The following is a 13340-nucleotide window of genomic DNA, read 5'->3' as shown; positions in this document are numbered from 1 at the left end:
CTACTTGCGCGCCTTGGCCAGCTCGGCCATCAGCTCGCGCACGGTGGCCTCGCCGACGCTGGCCGCGTGCTTGTCGATCACCGGCTTCATCTTCTCGCGCAGCCGGGCGCGTTCGGCGGGCACCAGCTCGGTCACCTCCATGCCGGCCTGCTTCAACTGCGCCAGCATGCTGGCCGCCTGTTCGCGCGACATCTGGCGCTGGTAGCGGCCGGCCTCGACGGCAGCCTCCTGCAGCAGCTGCCGGTCGGCCGGCGCGAGCGTGTCCCAGAAGCGCTTGCTGACGATCACCGATTGCGGGTTGTACTGGTGGTTGGTCAGGGCCAGGTGCTTCTGCACCTCGGCGAACCGGTTGGCCAGGATCACGCTGACGGGGTTCTCCTGGCCGTCGACGGCACGCTGCTCGAGCGCGGCATACAGCTCGGTGAAGGCCAGCGGCGTCGGGTTCGCGTCGAGCGCCTTCACCCAGTCGATGTTGATCGGGTTCGGGATGACGCGCAGCTTCAGCCCGGCGATGTCCTCGACCTTGTGGATCGGCCGGCGGCTGTTGGTGAGGCTGCGAAAGCCCAGCTCCCAGTACGCCAGGCCGACGATGCCCTTGTCGGCGAGCCTGGCGTGCAGGCTGCGGCCGAACGGGCCGTCGACCACCGCGTCGGCTTCCTGCGAGTTGGCAAACAGGAACGGGAAGTCGTAGACCGCGAACTCCTTGACCTGGCTGGCCAGGATGCCCGAATTGAGCACGGTCATCTCGACCGTGCCACCCTGCACCGCCGACACCGTCTGTGCGTCGCTGCCCAGCACGCCGCCGGGGAACAGGTTGACCTTCAGGCGGCCGGCCGACTTCGCCGCCACGATCTCGGCGAAGCGCTCGGCGCCCATCACGGCCGGATGGCCCTTGGGGTTCTGCAGGCCGAGCTTGAGGGTGCGCTCCTGGGCAGAGGCGCCAGCAGTGGCGGCGACGAGCACGCCGGTGAGCAGCCAGGTGAGAAGGGGACGACGCATGCCGGGCTCCTGGGGGTCGGAGCCCGGATGGTACCGGTGCGCCGCAGCTGCCCGCCGGCGGACGGCGCTACGCCTCGGCCAATGCCAGGGTGGCGGGCCCGCCCGCGCCGCGCGCGTGCTGCGCGAACAGGCGCGCGTAGTAGCCGCCCTGGGCCAGCAGTTCGGCGTGCGTCCCCACCGCGTCGATGCGTCCGCCGCGCAGCACCACGATCCGGTCGGCGTCGACCACGGTCGACAGACGGTGCGCCACCACCAGGGTGGTGCGCCCGCGCGTCAGCCGCCGCAGGGCGGCCTGCACCAGCGCCTCGCTCTCGTTGTCCAGGGCGCTGGTCGCCTCGTCCAGCACCAGGATCGGCGGATCCTTCAGCAGGGCCCGGGCGATCGCGATGCGCTGCTTCTGGCCACCCGAGAGGCCCGCGCCGCGCTCGCCCACGACCGTGTCGTAGCCGTTGGCGAGGCGCTCGATGAACTCGTGGGCGTTGGCCGCGCGGGCCGCCGCCTCGGCCTGCTCGCGCGTCGCGCCGGGGCAGCCGTAGGTGATGTTGGCCAGGATGGTGTCGTGGAACAGGTGCACGTCCTGCATCACCGTGCCCACCTGGCGGCGCAGCGACCGCTGGGTGCAGCCGCGCACGTCGATGCCGTCGACCAGCACCCGGCCGGTGGTCGGCGCGTGCAGGCGCTCGAGCAGCGAGACCAGCGTGGTCTTGCCGCAGCCGCTCGGGCCGACCAGCGCCACGGTCTCGCCGGGCGCCACCGTCAGCGTCACGTCGCGCAGCACCGGGCGGCCGTCGCCGTAGTCGAACGACACCGACTCGAAGGCCACGGCGCCGCGCACCGCCTGGAGGTCGCGCGCACCGGGCGCGTCGGCCAGCGGATCGGGCGCGTCCAGGATCGAGGAGACTGCCTCCAGCGACACGCTGGCGCGGCGCACGGTGGCGTAGACGTTGGTCAGTCCCTGGATCGGGCCGAACAGGCCGCCCACGTACTGCAGCGCGGCGACCAGCGTGCCCACGGTGCCGTGCCCGCGCAGCACCAGCCAGGCGCCGAGCGCCGCGACGGCCAGCCGGGCCGCGGCGGCGGAAAGCCCCTGCAGCGCGCTGGTGCGGGCATCGCGCTGCGCGCCGCGGATCACCTGGGCATTGCCCTGTGCCACCGCGTCGAGGAAACGGCGCTCCTCGGCCTGCTCCATCGCGAAGCCCTTGACGGTCCGCATCCCGCCCAGCACCTCGGTCCAGCGGCCGAAAGTCGCGGTCCAGTGGGCCAGCAGCGTGCGGTCACGCTGCGTCTGCTCCGGCGCGGCGCGCATGCCGATCAGGGCCGGCAGCGGGGCCAACACGCACACCGCCAGCGCCAGGCGCCAGTCGAGCTGCAGCAGGGCGGCCAGTGCCAGGCCCAGGTAGGCGATGGCCGGCAGGGCCTTGAAGGCCAGCTCGCCCACCGCGGTGACGAAGCCGTTGACGGCGGTGTTGACGCGGCTGACCGTGCCGCCCACCGTCTGCTGCTGGTGCCAGGCCAGCGGCAGCTGGTGCAGTCGCGCCGTGACGCGCTGGCGCAAGGCGAAATCGAGGTCCAGCCGCACCCGCCAGCTGCGCGTCTCCAGCAGCCGCGACAGGCCGACCTGGGCCAGCTCCGCGGCCGCCACCAGGGCGAGCGCCAGCAGGATCGTGTGCCCGGCTTCGGGGGCCAGGGCGCCCGGGCGCGCCAGCTGCGCCGCGGCCACGTGGCCGAGCGTGTCCACCAGCCGCATCACCGCCAGGGGCGCCAGGGCGCCGGCCGCGGCGAGCAGCAGCGCCAGTCCCAGCACACCGGCGATCGGCCGCTCGAACCCGCGCAGCCAGGGCACGGCCCGCGCCGCCGTGGCAAGGGCCCGGCGCAGCGGCGCGCGCTCGGGAACCGCCCCGAGCAGGCGTTCGAGCAGGCCCGGGCGGCTGGTGTCGGCGGTCGGACAATCGGAGACGAACATGGCGGGGTGGCCGCGCCGGGCAGGCCGGACGCACGGGATCAGTGGTCCGGCGATTCGAGCTCATCCATGGAATACCGGCTTAGGGGTTTCGCTCACCGGCCCTGGCCGGCAGGCAGTCTTCACGTGGGCGTCGTTATTTCGCGTCGCCGTGGCCTGGGCGGGCGCTCCGGGATCGACCGGGAGGCGGCCGGCCGCGGCCCGCCACCGTGCCGTGGGCGCCGCCAGGCAGGCGGTTCAGGCGGCGAGCGGTCAGGCCGCCGGTTCAGCCGTCGCGGCGGGTCCCCGGCGCCGGCGCAAAGAGATGGCAGGCGGCCCGGTGCTTGTCCTCGAAGCGGGCCGCCTCGTCGCGCGCGACGAGCACCGGGCCTTGTCGGCATGGCCCTGCGTGCCGGTCACGGGGCAGCCGGGTCTCCAGCTGGCGGCAGGACGGCAGGCGTGGACGGGCGCATTCGCAGCGGGGGCTAGAGTGGCGCCGCCCGCAGGGTGCCGCCGGCGCGCACGAAGTGGCCGCCGCCGAGGTGGTGGATGGTCTGCAGGGCCGCGTTGTCGTCCCGGAAGGTCCAGTGCCCGCCGGCGAAGATCCGCCGGTCGGCCGCCGCGGCCACCACCTCGCCGAAGCAGGTGTCGTAGGCGTCCTCGGTGTGCGGCTCGCGGATGAGGCGGCACTCCAGCCAGGCCGCGCAGCCGGCCTCGATCACCGGCACGCCGAGCACCGGGCCGGGACGGGTCGCGATGCCATGGCGCGCGATCTTGTCCACCGCGCGCCCGCTGCAGCTGCCGACGGCGTGGGTCAGGTCCACCAGCGCGGCGCCTGGCACGCAGAGGCCGAACGCGCCGCTGGCCAGCACGAGCTCCCGGGTCCAGGTCCGCTTGTCGATGACGACGGCGATGCGCGGCGGGGTGAACTCGACCGGCATCGACCAGGCGGCGGCCATGACGTTGGCACGTCCCCCGTGCGCGCTGGTCACCAGCACGGTCGGCCCGTGGTTGACCAGGCGGCTGGCGTGCGGGAGGTCGACAGGGTCGAAATGGCTGAGGTCGGGCATGGCGGCAACGGGAGAGATGCTGCGCCGATTGTGCGCAGGCCGCGACGCGGGTGGGCGCCTGTGCCTGCCGCGCCACTGACACAGTGCATCGCGCCGGCGGCCCCACTGTGCCTTCCGCCCGCGCCGCGATCTGCCTACGCTGGCCGCATGCTGAACGATCTGCTGCCGCTGGCGACCTACTGCTTCCTGATGTCGAGCACCCCCGGGCCGAACAACGTGATGCTCACGGCCTCGGGCGCGAACTTCGGCTACCGCGGCACGCTGCCCCACATCCTGGGCATCAACGCGGGCGGCGCGGTGCAGACGTTCGCCACCTGCCTGGGGCTGGGCATGCTGTTCTCGGCCTATCCGGTGCTGCACGCCGTGCTGAAGGTGACCGGCGCGGCGTACCTGCTGTACCTGGCCTGGCGGCTGGCCGGTGCCGCGCCCGGCGAGCAGGGGTCGGCGCGGCCGCTCACCTGGCGCGAGGGCGCCCTGTTCCAGGCGGTGAATCCGAAAAGCTGGATGAAGGCGGCCACGCTCGCCTCCCTCTTCATGCCCGCCGGGCTGCCGGCCCTGCAGGGCGCCTTGCTGGTCAGCATGGTCGGCTTCGCGATCGGTTTTCCCTGCGTGTCGATGTGGGCGCTGTTCGGCGTGGCCATCCGCCGCGCGCTGCAGGACCCGCGCCGCCGTCGGGCCTTCAATGCCATCATGGCGGCCATGCTCGCGCTGCTGGCCCTGTCCCTCCTGCTGTGATGCCGACCTTCCCGGCCCTGCCGCCCCTGGACCGCCAGTCGGTCGTGCCGCTGGCCGACCAGATCGAGGACCGGCTGCGCAGCGCGATCGAGGGTGGCGGCCTGCTCGCCGGCACGCGGCTGATGTCGATCCGCCAGCTCGCGGCCCACCTGGGGGTGAGCCCGAACACCGTGGTCGCGGCCTACGACCGCCTGGTGGCGGGCGGCCTGGCCGAGTCGCGCGGGACGACGGGTTACGTGGTCGCCGAGGCGGGGGCGGCGATGCCGCAGACCACGTGGCTGGAAGCCGGCGAGGAACAGGAACCCGTCTGGCTGGCCCAGCAGGCCAACGACCAGCGCGCCGGCGTGCTGCTGGCCAGCAGCGGAGTGCTGCCGCCGGCCTGGCTGCAGGACGGCATCCCGGCGTCCATCGTGCAGCGTGCCCTCGCCCGCCACGACGCCGGCCTGGCCGCCCGCTGCCCGCCGCAGGGGATGCCGCAGCTGCGCGAGCGCATCGCGATGCTGATGCGCTCGCAGGGCATGCCGGTCGATGCCAGCCGGCTGCTCACGACCTGGGGCGCGACCCACGCGATCGACCTGGTGTGCCGGGCGTTCCTGCAGCCGGGCGACACCGTGCTGGTCGAGAACCCCGGCTACTTCCTCATGTTCGGACGCCTGCGCGATGCGGGCGTGCTGGTGGTCCCGGTGGAGCGCCGGCACGACGGTCTGGACCTGGCCCAGCTCGAGACGGCCTGCCGCGAGCACCGTCCGAAGCTGCTGTTCCTGCAGAGCGCGGTGCACAACCCGACCGGCTGGAGCGCCAGCCCCGCCAACCTGCACCGGGTGCTGCTGCTGGCCCACCAGTTCGGCCTGCTGGTGGTCGAGGACGACACCCACGGCCACTTCCACCCCGGCCACCCGACCCGGCTGGCGCAGCTGTCGGGGCTGGACCGCGTGATCTACTGCTCCAGCTTCTGCAAGGCGGTGAGCCCGGCGCTGCGCATGGGCTACATCGCCGCGCAGCCGGACCTGCTGCGGCTGCTGATGCGCCAGAAGATCTACACGGTGCTGACCACCGGCGCGCTGAACGAGCTGGTGCTGCTGGAACTGCTGGCCACCGGCCGCTGGCGCAAGCACATCGACCGGCTGCAGCGCAGGATCGCCGCGGCCACGGCCGCCGCCACCCGGCAGCTGGCGGCGGCCGGCGTGCTGCTCGACCATCCCGGCGAGGCCGGCCTGTTCCTGTGGGGCCGCCTGCCCGCCGGCGTCGACGTCGACGAGCTGGTGCGCGACGCCTACCGCGAGCGCATCGTGCTGATGCGCGGCGCCGCGTTCCGCGCCGACGGCGCCGACGACCCGCACATCCGGTTCAACGCCGCATTCAGCCAGCACGTGCGGCTGGCCGACTACCTGCGTGGGCGCCTGTCCGCGCACGCCATCTCCCAGGCCGCGCTGCGCCGCGCGCAGGCCGCCTGAGAGGCGTGGTCCGCGCCCGGAACGGGCGGCCGGGGCACCGGGCTCAGGCGCCGAGCGGCGCGGGCTGTGCGCCGAAGAAGCCCACCACGCGGGCGATCCGGCCGTCGACATCGAGCTGCAGGACATCCACGCCCTCCAGCACCTGGCGTCCCGCGGGGTCGACCAGACTCCAGCCGTAGCGGGCGAACTCGTGGTGCCGGTCCACCGCCGTCGTGCGCACGAACCGGTGGCCAGGACACTGCGCCAGCAGCGTCCCGGCCTGGTCCGCGATGCCGGCGTGGCCGAACGCGGCAAGCGGCGGATCGACCAGGCGTCCCTCCGGGTGCCAGAGCCGGCGCACCGCCTCGCCGCGGCGGGCCGCGTCGGGCTCGCAGCAGGCGGCCAGGTGGGCATCGACCAGGCGTTCGGTGGCATCGTGCATCGTCATCTCCCGTGAAGTGGAAGCCCCATCGTGCGGGCCGGCCGGCCGCGGGTCGATGACGTCGCAGGTGATGGCGCCGCCACCCGGCGGCTGCGGGCGCGGGGGATCGATGTCACCGGCGGAACTCCGGGACCACACCGGGATCTCCTGCCGGCCATCGCGTCCGGCATCGGGACGGACCGAAGCCGCTCGGCTGCGGGCGGGCGACGGCGGCCCGCCCCTGCGTCCTCAGAGCATCGACTTCATGGCCGAACCCCAGGCATTGCCGCCCGCCAGGTTCGATTGCGCGTTCCAGCAGAAGGTGCCGCGCAGCTGCGGGTGCGCCGCGGCCGCCGCGCTCCACTCCCGCAGGCAGTCGCCCATCGAGGGGCCGTTGGCGTAGTTGGCCGACAGGCCCAGCATGATCTTGTCCGGGCCGAGCGCAGCGGCCCACTCCTGGATGCGGCTGCTGATGTAGCCCGGCTCGTTGAAGCCCGACCAGTCGTAGAACTGCGGCGCCGCGTAGGTCAGCACGCCCGCGTTGGCCATCGCCTGGCACAGCGACAGATCGGCGCCGGCGTTGGGCTGGGGTGGCGTGGTGATGATGAAGTCGGGACCGTAGGCGGCGATCAGCTGCTGGGCGATCCAGATCATCTCGCCCGGGTCGGTGCCGATGCCGGCCTCGTAGTTGTTGAAGTCGATGCCGTCGATGCCGCCCATCGAGGCGATGATCGCCTGGATCGAGTTGACGCAGTTGGTCGACTGCGCGCGGTTGGTGTAGTTGAAGCCCTGGCCCGCGCCGCCGACGGTCAGCACGACCTTCTGGCCGCGCGCGCGGACTTCCTGGATCTGCGCCGTGCTGATGTTCGCGCCATACGACCAGTACCACGAGCCGTCGCCGTTGTTGGTGCCGCCGTTTTCCGCGTTGAAGAGGTAGACGACGCTGAAGTCGAGCGGCACGTCGGTGAGCGCGAAGCTGCGGTCCCAGCCGGTGTAGTAGCAGGCCAGCATCCTGGCCGGCAGCGGTCCCGTGCCAGCGCCGGCGCTGGCCGGGCCCCTCGAGACGGCCTGCGCGAAGCTCGCGCCGGTCGAGACGCCGGAGGCCGTGGTCTCCGCGCCGGCGCCACCGCCGCCACCACCGCCACAACCCACCAGGGCGAGCACAGCACCAGCAGAGCCGGAGAGGAAAAGACGTCGTTTCATGATCAGCGTTCCGTTCGAATTCGAGAGCCGGGCGTCACGGGGACAGCCCTGGGCGGTTGACAGATGAGCTGAGCCTTCGAATGGCCGCGGTGGCTGAGCCGACCGCTGGCGGAACAGGACCGGCTGTGGTGCCGTCGAAGTTCAGCAGGAGCCCGGACTGTGTCATCCAAAACAGATGGGCTTGTAGGAAAACGCCGACAGAGGTAACTCGACATAACGGCTGCCGTTCGTGAGGTGCTTCACAACTCCCGGCCGCTCAGCTTGGAACGCGCGTTGTTCAGGACCGACATTCCGGCGGCCGGTCGAATGGCTTGCTCAGCAGGTCGTTACGCATTCATGGGGTGTTGTCCTACACGAACAGCCGCAAATCGCCGGCAGCGAAGCTCATCAGCAAGGGATTTCGGGGGCCATCGGCGCCATGCCGACGCGAGTTCGGCCGCGAAGCGCAGTCCCCGGTCGGGAGCCCAGGCAGGGTCCGTTGCGGCTGAGGCGGGCGATGCGAGCCCGACACAGCCGTCGGCGTCCCGCCCGTGCGCCGCGCGCGGGCTCAGGCCTGCAGCGCCCTCTCACGACGACGCCGCGCGCAGCCGGCCTCCGCCGCCCGGCGCGGCGCGTGCGGACCGGCCGCCGCCCACTAGTTCGGCCGAGTGGCGCATCCACGCAACGCAGGGCACCCGAGAAGGCGCCGGCCCTGCACGCAGGCGTAGCTGATCGTTTCAGCGCGGCCGTGTGAGCCCGACCGTGGCTTCGGATCGTTTCTAATACGGGCCCGTGCGGCCGCCCTCCCCCGAAGGGCGGCGGCATCGGCCGACGGCCGATGCCCGATGCACCCTGCGCTGGCAGGCTGCCGGGCACCACCGGCTGGGAGGACGCAGGGGCCGCGCTGCAGTGCCTGCGGACAACCGGCGGAGCGGAACGCCCAGCCCGGCGTTGGAATTTGGATGGCGCCCCCGGCGCCGAGGACAGTGTTCTTGCGCAGCAGCTTCACCAGTTCGAGACTCGTCCGCCTGCTCGCGGACTGGAGCGCCCTGCCCGCGGGGGAGGCAGCAGGCAGCTGCGCGGACGCGGCGGCCGGGATGGACTTCGCCGAGCGGCTGAGCCTGTGGCTCAACGCCTTCGACGCCATCGAGCTGCAGGCAGCGCACCAGTCCATCCGCGCGATCGGCGCGGGATCGGCGCGGCCGTCCCCGGTGCGGCCGCTGCGCCCGAACGCGGTCGGCGAGGATGTGCAGCGGGTGCGCGGCGCGCTGGCCCATGCGATCGCACAGGACCCGCTGGCCGAGCATGCCGGCCCCGGCGAGCCGGGCAGCACGCATGCGCCGTACCGGCGGCGCCACCTCGAATTGCAGCGGCAGATGGAGCAGATGGTCGGCGCCCTGCGCGACCACGTGCGGCAGGCGATCGGCCATGCCTCGCCCCGCCTGCGCCAGCTGGCCGCGCTGGACGCGGTGCTGGAACAGGTGCTGTCCCGCCGCGAGCAGCTGCTGCTGCCCGCCGCGGCGGCCATGACCGAGCGCCGGTTCGAGCACCTGCGGCAGGCGCACCGCCGCGCCCTGGAGGCGAGCGGGCAGCCGGACGACCCGGCGCGCTGGCGCGCGCCCGGCGGATGGCTGGACACCTTCGACCAGGACTGGCGGCAGACCCTGCTGGCCGAACTGGAGCTGCGACTGGAGCCGGTGGTCGGCCTGGTCGAGGCACTGAACAACGAATCGACGGATCGGACATGAGCAATCGCTTCTTCGGATTGGCCTTCGCCACCGGCCTGCTGGCCATCGCATGGGTGGGAGCGGGTTTCGTCGGCACCAGCTGGCTCGCCCTGGCGATGACGGCCCTGATCGCCGCGACCTACCTGCTCGGCGCCTTCGAACTGCGGCAGTTCCGGGCGGCCACCGCCGGCCTGGCCTCGGCGCTCGAGAACATCCCCCAGCCGCTGGCCGGCCTCGGCGAGTGGCTGGACCGGGTGCCCCCGGCCCTGCGCCAGGCCGTGCGGCTGCGCACCGAGGGAGAACGCGGCGCGCTGCCCGGCCCGGCCCTCACGCCCTACCTGGTGGGGCTGCTGGTGATGCTCGGCATGCTGGGCACCTTCCTCGGGATGGTGGTCACCTTCAAGGGTGCGGTGTTCGCGCTGGAAGGCTCGACCGACCTGCAGGCGATCCGCTCGGCGCTGGCCGAACCGATCAAGGGCCTGGGCCTGTCGTTCGGCACCTCGGTGGCCGGTGTGGCGGCTTCGGCCATGCTGGGCCTGATGTCGGCCATCAGCCGCCGCGAGCGGCTGGAGGCCTCGCGGCTGCTGGACACCCGCATCGCCAGTGCCTTGCGGCCCTTCTCCCTGGTGCACCAGCGGCAGGAGACGCTGCGCGTGCTGCAGGCGCAGGCCGGCGCCCTGCCCGCGGTGGTCGACAAGCTGGAGTCCATGATGGAGCGCATCGAGCGGCGCAGCCAGCAGCTGGACGAGCAGCTGCTGGGGCGCAACGAGCGGCTCCAGCAGGACGTGACGCGCGCCTACACCGAACTGGCGCGCCAGGTGGGCACCGCGCTGCAGGACAGCCTGGCGGCGGGCGCCCGGGCCGCGGGCGACAGCCTGCAGCCCGTGGTGGCATCGGCCATGGCGCAGGTGGTGCAGGACTCGCAACGGCTGCATGCACGGCTGGACGACGTCGCGCGCGGCCAGGTCGAGGCGCTCTCGCGGCAGTTCGACGCGACGGCCCGCAGCGTGGCGCAGACCTGGCAATCGGCCCTGCAAGACCACGCGCGCACCAGCGACGCGCTCGCCGGCCGCCTCGGGCAGTCGCTGGCGTCCTTCGGCGAGGTGTTCGAGCAGCGCAGCGCCGCGCTCCTGGCGTCCGTCGACGACAACCTGGCCCGCTCGCGCGCCGAGCAGGCCGAGGCGGACCGGCAGCGCCTGCAGGACTGGACGCAGGCCCTGCAGGCAATGGCCGCCGGCCTGGAGGGCCAGTGGCAACGGGTCGGCAACGAGACCCTGGCCCACCAGCAGGCCCTGCGGCTGGCGCTCGAGAAGACCGCCACCGACATCAGCCGGACCGCGGGCGAGCAGGCCTCGCGCACCCTGGAGCAGGTCGGCCAGCTGCTGGAGCGCTCGGAAGCGCTGGTGGGCACCCGGATCGAGACCGAATCGCGCTGGGTCGCGCAGCACGGCGCCCGGATGGACCAGCTGGCCGGGCTCTGGCGCACCGAACTGGCGGCGCTGCGGCAGGAAGAGGGCTCGCGCGGCCAGGCCGCCGTCGAGCGTCTCGGCGAGCTGCAGGAGGCCGTCACGCGGCACCTGGCGACGCTCGGCGCCGCCCTGGAGGCGCCGATCACGCGCCTGCTGCGCACCGCATCCGAGGTGCCCGAGGCCGCGGCCGGCGTGCTCGCGCAGCTGCGCGAGGAGATGAGCCGCGTGGCCGAACGCGACAACCTGGCGCTGGCCGAGAGGACCCTGCTGCTGGACAAGCTGGGCGCGCTGCTCGGGTCGGTGACGCAGGCCGCGGGCGAGCAGCGGGCGGCGGTCGAGGCGCTGGTGGGCTCGGCCTCGTCGGTCCTCGAGCAGGCGGCAAGCCGTTTCGCGCAGGCGCTGCAGGCGCAGGCCGGCCAGGCCGAGGGACTGGTGGCCCAGGCCACCGCGAGCGCGATCGAGCTGTCGAGCCTGGGCGAAGCCTTCGGCCGCAGCGTGGAGACCTTCCAGCAGGGCAACGACAAGCTGCTGGAGAGCCTGCAGCAGCTGGAGGCCTCGGTGCAGCGCTCCACCGCGCGCAGCGACGAGCAGCTGGCCTACTACGTGGCGCAGGCGCGCGAGGTGATCGACCTGAGCATCGCCTCGCAGCAGGGCCTGGTGGACCACCTGCGCCAGCTGCAGGCCAAGCCGGTCGCCCTGGTCCACGGGGGCCGTGCGTGATGGAGCTGGACGACGTCGACGACGGCGGCCAGCAGGTGGCGCCGGTCTGGGCCGTCTTCGGCGACCTGATGGCCGGCCTGCTGGGCGCGTTCGTGCTGGTGCTGGTCGGCGTGCTGGTGGTCCAGATGGACCTGGTGGCGAGCCTGAAAGCCGAGGTCGAGAAGCGGCGCGTCGAGGAGCAGCGGCGGATGGCGCTGGAGAAGGCGCTGGCCGTGCCGCTGGCCAGCGGCCGGGTGACGCTGGACAACGGGCGCATCGGCATCAGCGGCAGCGTGCTCTTCCCGGTGAACTCCGACCAGTTGCGCCCGGACGGGCGGCTGCTGCTGCGCAGCCTGGTCCAACCGCTGCAGGTGTACCTGGGTGAGCGCAGCGAGATGCTGATGGTCAGCGGCTTCACCGACGACAAGCCGATCCAGCAGGGCAACCAGCGCTTCGCCGACAACCTGGAGCTGTCGGCCCAGCGCGCGCTGACGGTCACGCGGGCGCTGATCGAGGAAGGGATGCCGGGCTCGCAGGTGTTCGCCGCGGCGTTCGGTGCCGAGCAGCCGGTGGCATCCAACGCCAGCGAAGAAGGCCGGGCCCGCAACCGGCGCGTCGAGATGGCGCCGGTGCCGCGCTCGTCGGGCGCCAGGGCGCCCGGCAGCGCGGCGCCGCCCGCCGCGGCCCCGGTTCCCTCCGCCAATCCGGACCGTCCGCATGGGTGAGCCAACGCTGGACCCGACGTCCGCGCCGGCGGACGGGCTCCAGGCCTGCCACGCGCAGCTCGCGGCGTGGCGCAGCGAAGACGCCTGGCGGCTCGACCCGCCGCGCTTCCGGTTCCTGGAGGCGCTGGCCGACCGGCTGGCCGGCCAGCCCGAGCCGGTGCGGCGGTTGCTGCAGGACAAGCTGCACCAGGGCCTGGCCGCCTACGCCGAACGGCTGGCGCAGGCCCGGCAGGCGCTCGCCGAGCAGGCCCGGCCGCTGGCCGAGCGGCATCCCCGGATGGCCCGCGAACTGCGCGCCATCCAGGCGGCCGGCGACGAACGCGGCCTGCGCCGGCTCGCGGTCCGGGCCCGGGCCCAGGCCCAGACCGGGATGAGCGCCCCGTTGGCGGCGCTGGCGCAGCTGTCCCAGGACCTGCGCAGCGCCGCGCAGGCCCGCCTCGTGGCCGAAGACGACGGCCCGGTCGGGTCGCAGGAACGCGATCCCGAGGAGCTCTCCAGCGCCCGCCGCTTCCGCCGCGCCTGGTCCAGCCGCCGCACGCTGGAGCGCGTCGAGCAGGCGGTGTCGCGCCGGCCGGCCCAGGCCGGGCCACTCAATTCGCACGTGCTGGTGCTGCAGTCGCTGGCCCTCATGCAGGAGCTGTCGCCCGACTACCTGCGGCGCTTCGTAGCGCAGGTGGAATCCCTGCACTGGCTCGAGCAGGCCGGCGCCCGGCCCGCGGCCGCAGCCGCCGCTGCGCCGCAGGGCAGGAGCGGCCGAACCCGGGCCGGCAAGGCCGACAAGGCTGGCCCGTCCGACCCGCCGGCGCGCCCCCGCCGGGCCAGGAAGGCCTGAGGGCCACGGCCGGCCTTGCGCCGTGCAAGGCACACGGAGGTGGGCCCCGGGGGCCCGGACCGGCGCGGGCTGCGCCGCCCGTCATGGGTGCGCAGCCCGCGCCGGCACT

At 73.6% G+C, this 13340-nt stretch carries 11 protein-coding genes; 6 read left to right on the top strand and 5 right to left on the bottom strand.

From position 1 onward, the window contains the following. The 3 genes from VFE82_RS10055 to VFE82_RS10045 all read right to left on the bottom strand — a co-directional run bounded on the left by VFE82_RS10055 (position 1) and on the right by VFE82_RS10045 (position 4008). Complete coding sequence (locus tag VFE82_RS10055) at positions 1–999, bottom strand: TRAP transporter substrate-binding protein (RefSeq protein ID WP_325000172.1); 999 nt, start codon at positions 997–999, stop codon at positions 1–3. 67 nt (positions 1000–1066) lie between these two features. Next, a complete protein-coding gene (locus tag VFE82_RS10050) occupies positions 1067–2962 on the bottom strand; it encodes an ABC transporter ATP-binding protein (protein ID WP_325000171.1) in 1896 nt (631 codons plus the stop codon). A gap of 461 nt (positions 2963–3423) precedes the next feature. Continuing rightward, a complete protein-coding gene (locus tag VFE82_RS10045; protein WP_325000170.1) occupies positions 3424–4008 on the bottom strand; it encodes a flavin reductase family protein in 585 nt (194 codons plus the stop codon). A 147-nt stretch (positions 4009–4155) separates the two neighbouring features. On the opposite strand from VFE82_RS10045, the gene VFE82_RS10040 reads away from it, so the two are divergent. Both VFE82_RS10040 and VFE82_RS10035 read left to right on the top strand, forming a co-directional pair. Beyond that, positions 4156–4743: a LysE family translocator gene (locus VFE82_RS10040; RefSeq protein WP_325000169.1), complete on the top strand. Its 588-nt coding sequence runs from the start codon at positions 4156–4158 to the stop codon at positions 4741–4743. Beyond that, on the top strand, positions 4743–6197 hold the full coding sequence (locus VFE82_RS10035; protein WP_325000168.1) for a PLP-dependent aminotransferase family protein: 1455 nt from the start codon (positions 4743–4745) through the stop codon (positions 6195–6197). The genes VFE82_RS10040 and VFE82_RS10035 overlap by 1 nt, the downstream gene beginning before the upstream one ends. A 43-nt stretch (positions 6198–6240) precedes the next feature. On the opposite strand, the gene VFE82_RS10030 is transcribed toward VFE82_RS10035, so the two are convergent. Beyond that, positions 6241–6618, bottom strand: a complete 378-nt coding sequence (locus tag VFE82_RS10030; RefSeq protein ID WP_325000167.1) for a nuclear transport factor 2 family protein — start codon at positions 6616–6618, stop codon at positions 6241–6243. A gap of 228 nt (positions 6619–6846) precedes the next feature. Then, a complete protein-coding gene (locus VFE82_RS10025; RefSeq protein ID WP_325000166.1) occupies positions 6847–7800 on the bottom strand; it encodes a glycosyl hydrolase family 18 protein in 954 nt (317 codons plus the stop codon). A gap of 971 nt (positions 7801–8771) precedes the next feature. Here VFE82_RS10025 and VFE82_RS10020 point away from each other — a divergent pair. Genes VFE82_RS10020 through VFE82_RS10005 form a run of 4 tightly spaced genes read left to right on the top strand, consistent with a single transcriptional unit; the run spans position 8772 to position 13231 of the window. Continuing rightward, positions 8772–9527 (top strand): DUF3348 family protein, encoded by a 756-nt coding sequence (locus VFE82_RS10020; RefSeq protein ID WP_325000165.1) that lies wholly within the window; start codon positions 8772–8774, stop codon positions 9525–9527. Next, a complete protein-coding gene (locus tag VFE82_RS10015; RefSeq protein WP_325000164.1) occupies positions 9524–11695 on the top strand; it encodes a DUF802 domain-containing protein in 2172 nt (723 codons plus the stop codon). Before VFE82_RS10020 ends, VFE82_RS10015 begins: the two co-directional genes overlap by 4 nt. Next, positions 11695–12399 carry an OmpA family protein gene (locus tag VFE82_RS10010; RefSeq protein ID WP_414708749.1) on the top strand — a complete coding sequence of 235 codons (705 nt, stop codon included), beginning with the start codon at positions 11695–11697 and terminating at the stop codon, positions 12397–12399. Before VFE82_RS10015 ends, VFE82_RS10010 begins: the two co-directional genes overlap by 1 nt. Further along, positions 12392–13231: a DUF2894 domain-containing protein gene (locus VFE82_RS10005; protein WP_325000162.1), complete on the top strand. Its 840-nt coding sequence runs from the start codon at positions 12392–12394 to the stop codon at positions 13229–13231. The genes VFE82_RS10010 and VFE82_RS10005 overlap by 8 nt, the downstream gene beginning before the upstream one ends. Positions 13232–13340 lie beyond the last annotated feature (109 nt).

The sequence above is a fragment of the Ramlibacter sp. genome (assembly GCF_035655895.1).
In the GTDB taxonomy this organism is placed as follows: domain Bacteria; phylum Pseudomonadota; class Gammaproteobacteria; order Burkholderiales; family Burkholderiaceae_C; genus Ramlibacter.
Note: the sequence above shows the minus strand (reverse complement) of the source record. Positions and strands in the feature narration are given on the sequence as shown.

What these genes read in the sequence shown, in the direction of transcription:
- VFE82_RS10055 (WP_325000172.1), bottom strand. Translation starts at nt 999, where the DNA reads ATGCGTCGTCCCCTTCTCACCTGGCTGCTCACCGGCGTGCTCGTCGCC.
- VFE82_RS10050 (WP_325000171.1), bottom strand. Translation starts at nt 2,962, where the DNA reads ATGTTCGTCTCCGATTGTCCGACCGCCGACACCAGCCGCCCGGGCCTG.
- VFE82_RS10045 (WP_325000170.1), bottom strand. Translation starts at nt 4,008, where the DNA reads ATGCCCGACCTCAGCCATTTCGACCCTGTCGACCTCCCGCACGCCAGC.
- VFE82_RS10040 (WP_325000169.1), top strand. Translation starts at nt 4,156, where the DNA reads ATGCTGAACGATCTGCTGCCGCTGGCGACCTACTGCTTCCTGATGTCG.
- VFE82_RS10035 (WP_325000168.1), top strand. Translation starts at nt 4,743, where the DNA reads ATGCCGACCTTCCCGGCCCTGCCGCCCCTGGACCGCCAGTCGGTCGTG.
- VFE82_RS10030 (WP_325000167.1), bottom strand. Translation starts at nt 6,618, where the DNA reads ATGCACGATGCCACCGAACGCCTGGTCGATGCCCACCTGGCCGCCTGC.
- VFE82_RS10025 (WP_325000166.1), bottom strand. Translation starts at nt 7,800, where the DNA reads ATGAAACGACGTCTTTTCCTCTCCGGCTCTGCTGGTGCTGTGCTCGCC.
- VFE82_RS10015 (WP_325000164.1), top strand. Translation starts at nt 9,524, where the DNA reads ATGAGCAATCGCTTCTTCGGATTGGCCTTCGCCACCGGCCTGCTGGCC.
- VFE82_RS10010 (WP_414708749.1), top strand. Translation starts at nt 11,695, where the DNA reads ATGGAGCTGGACGACGTCGACGACGGCGGCCAGCAGGTGGCGCCGGTC.
- VFE82_RS10005 (WP_325000162.1), top strand. Translation starts at nt 12,392, where the DNA reads ATGGGTGAGCCAACGCTGGACCCGACGTCCGCGCCGGCGGACGGGCTC.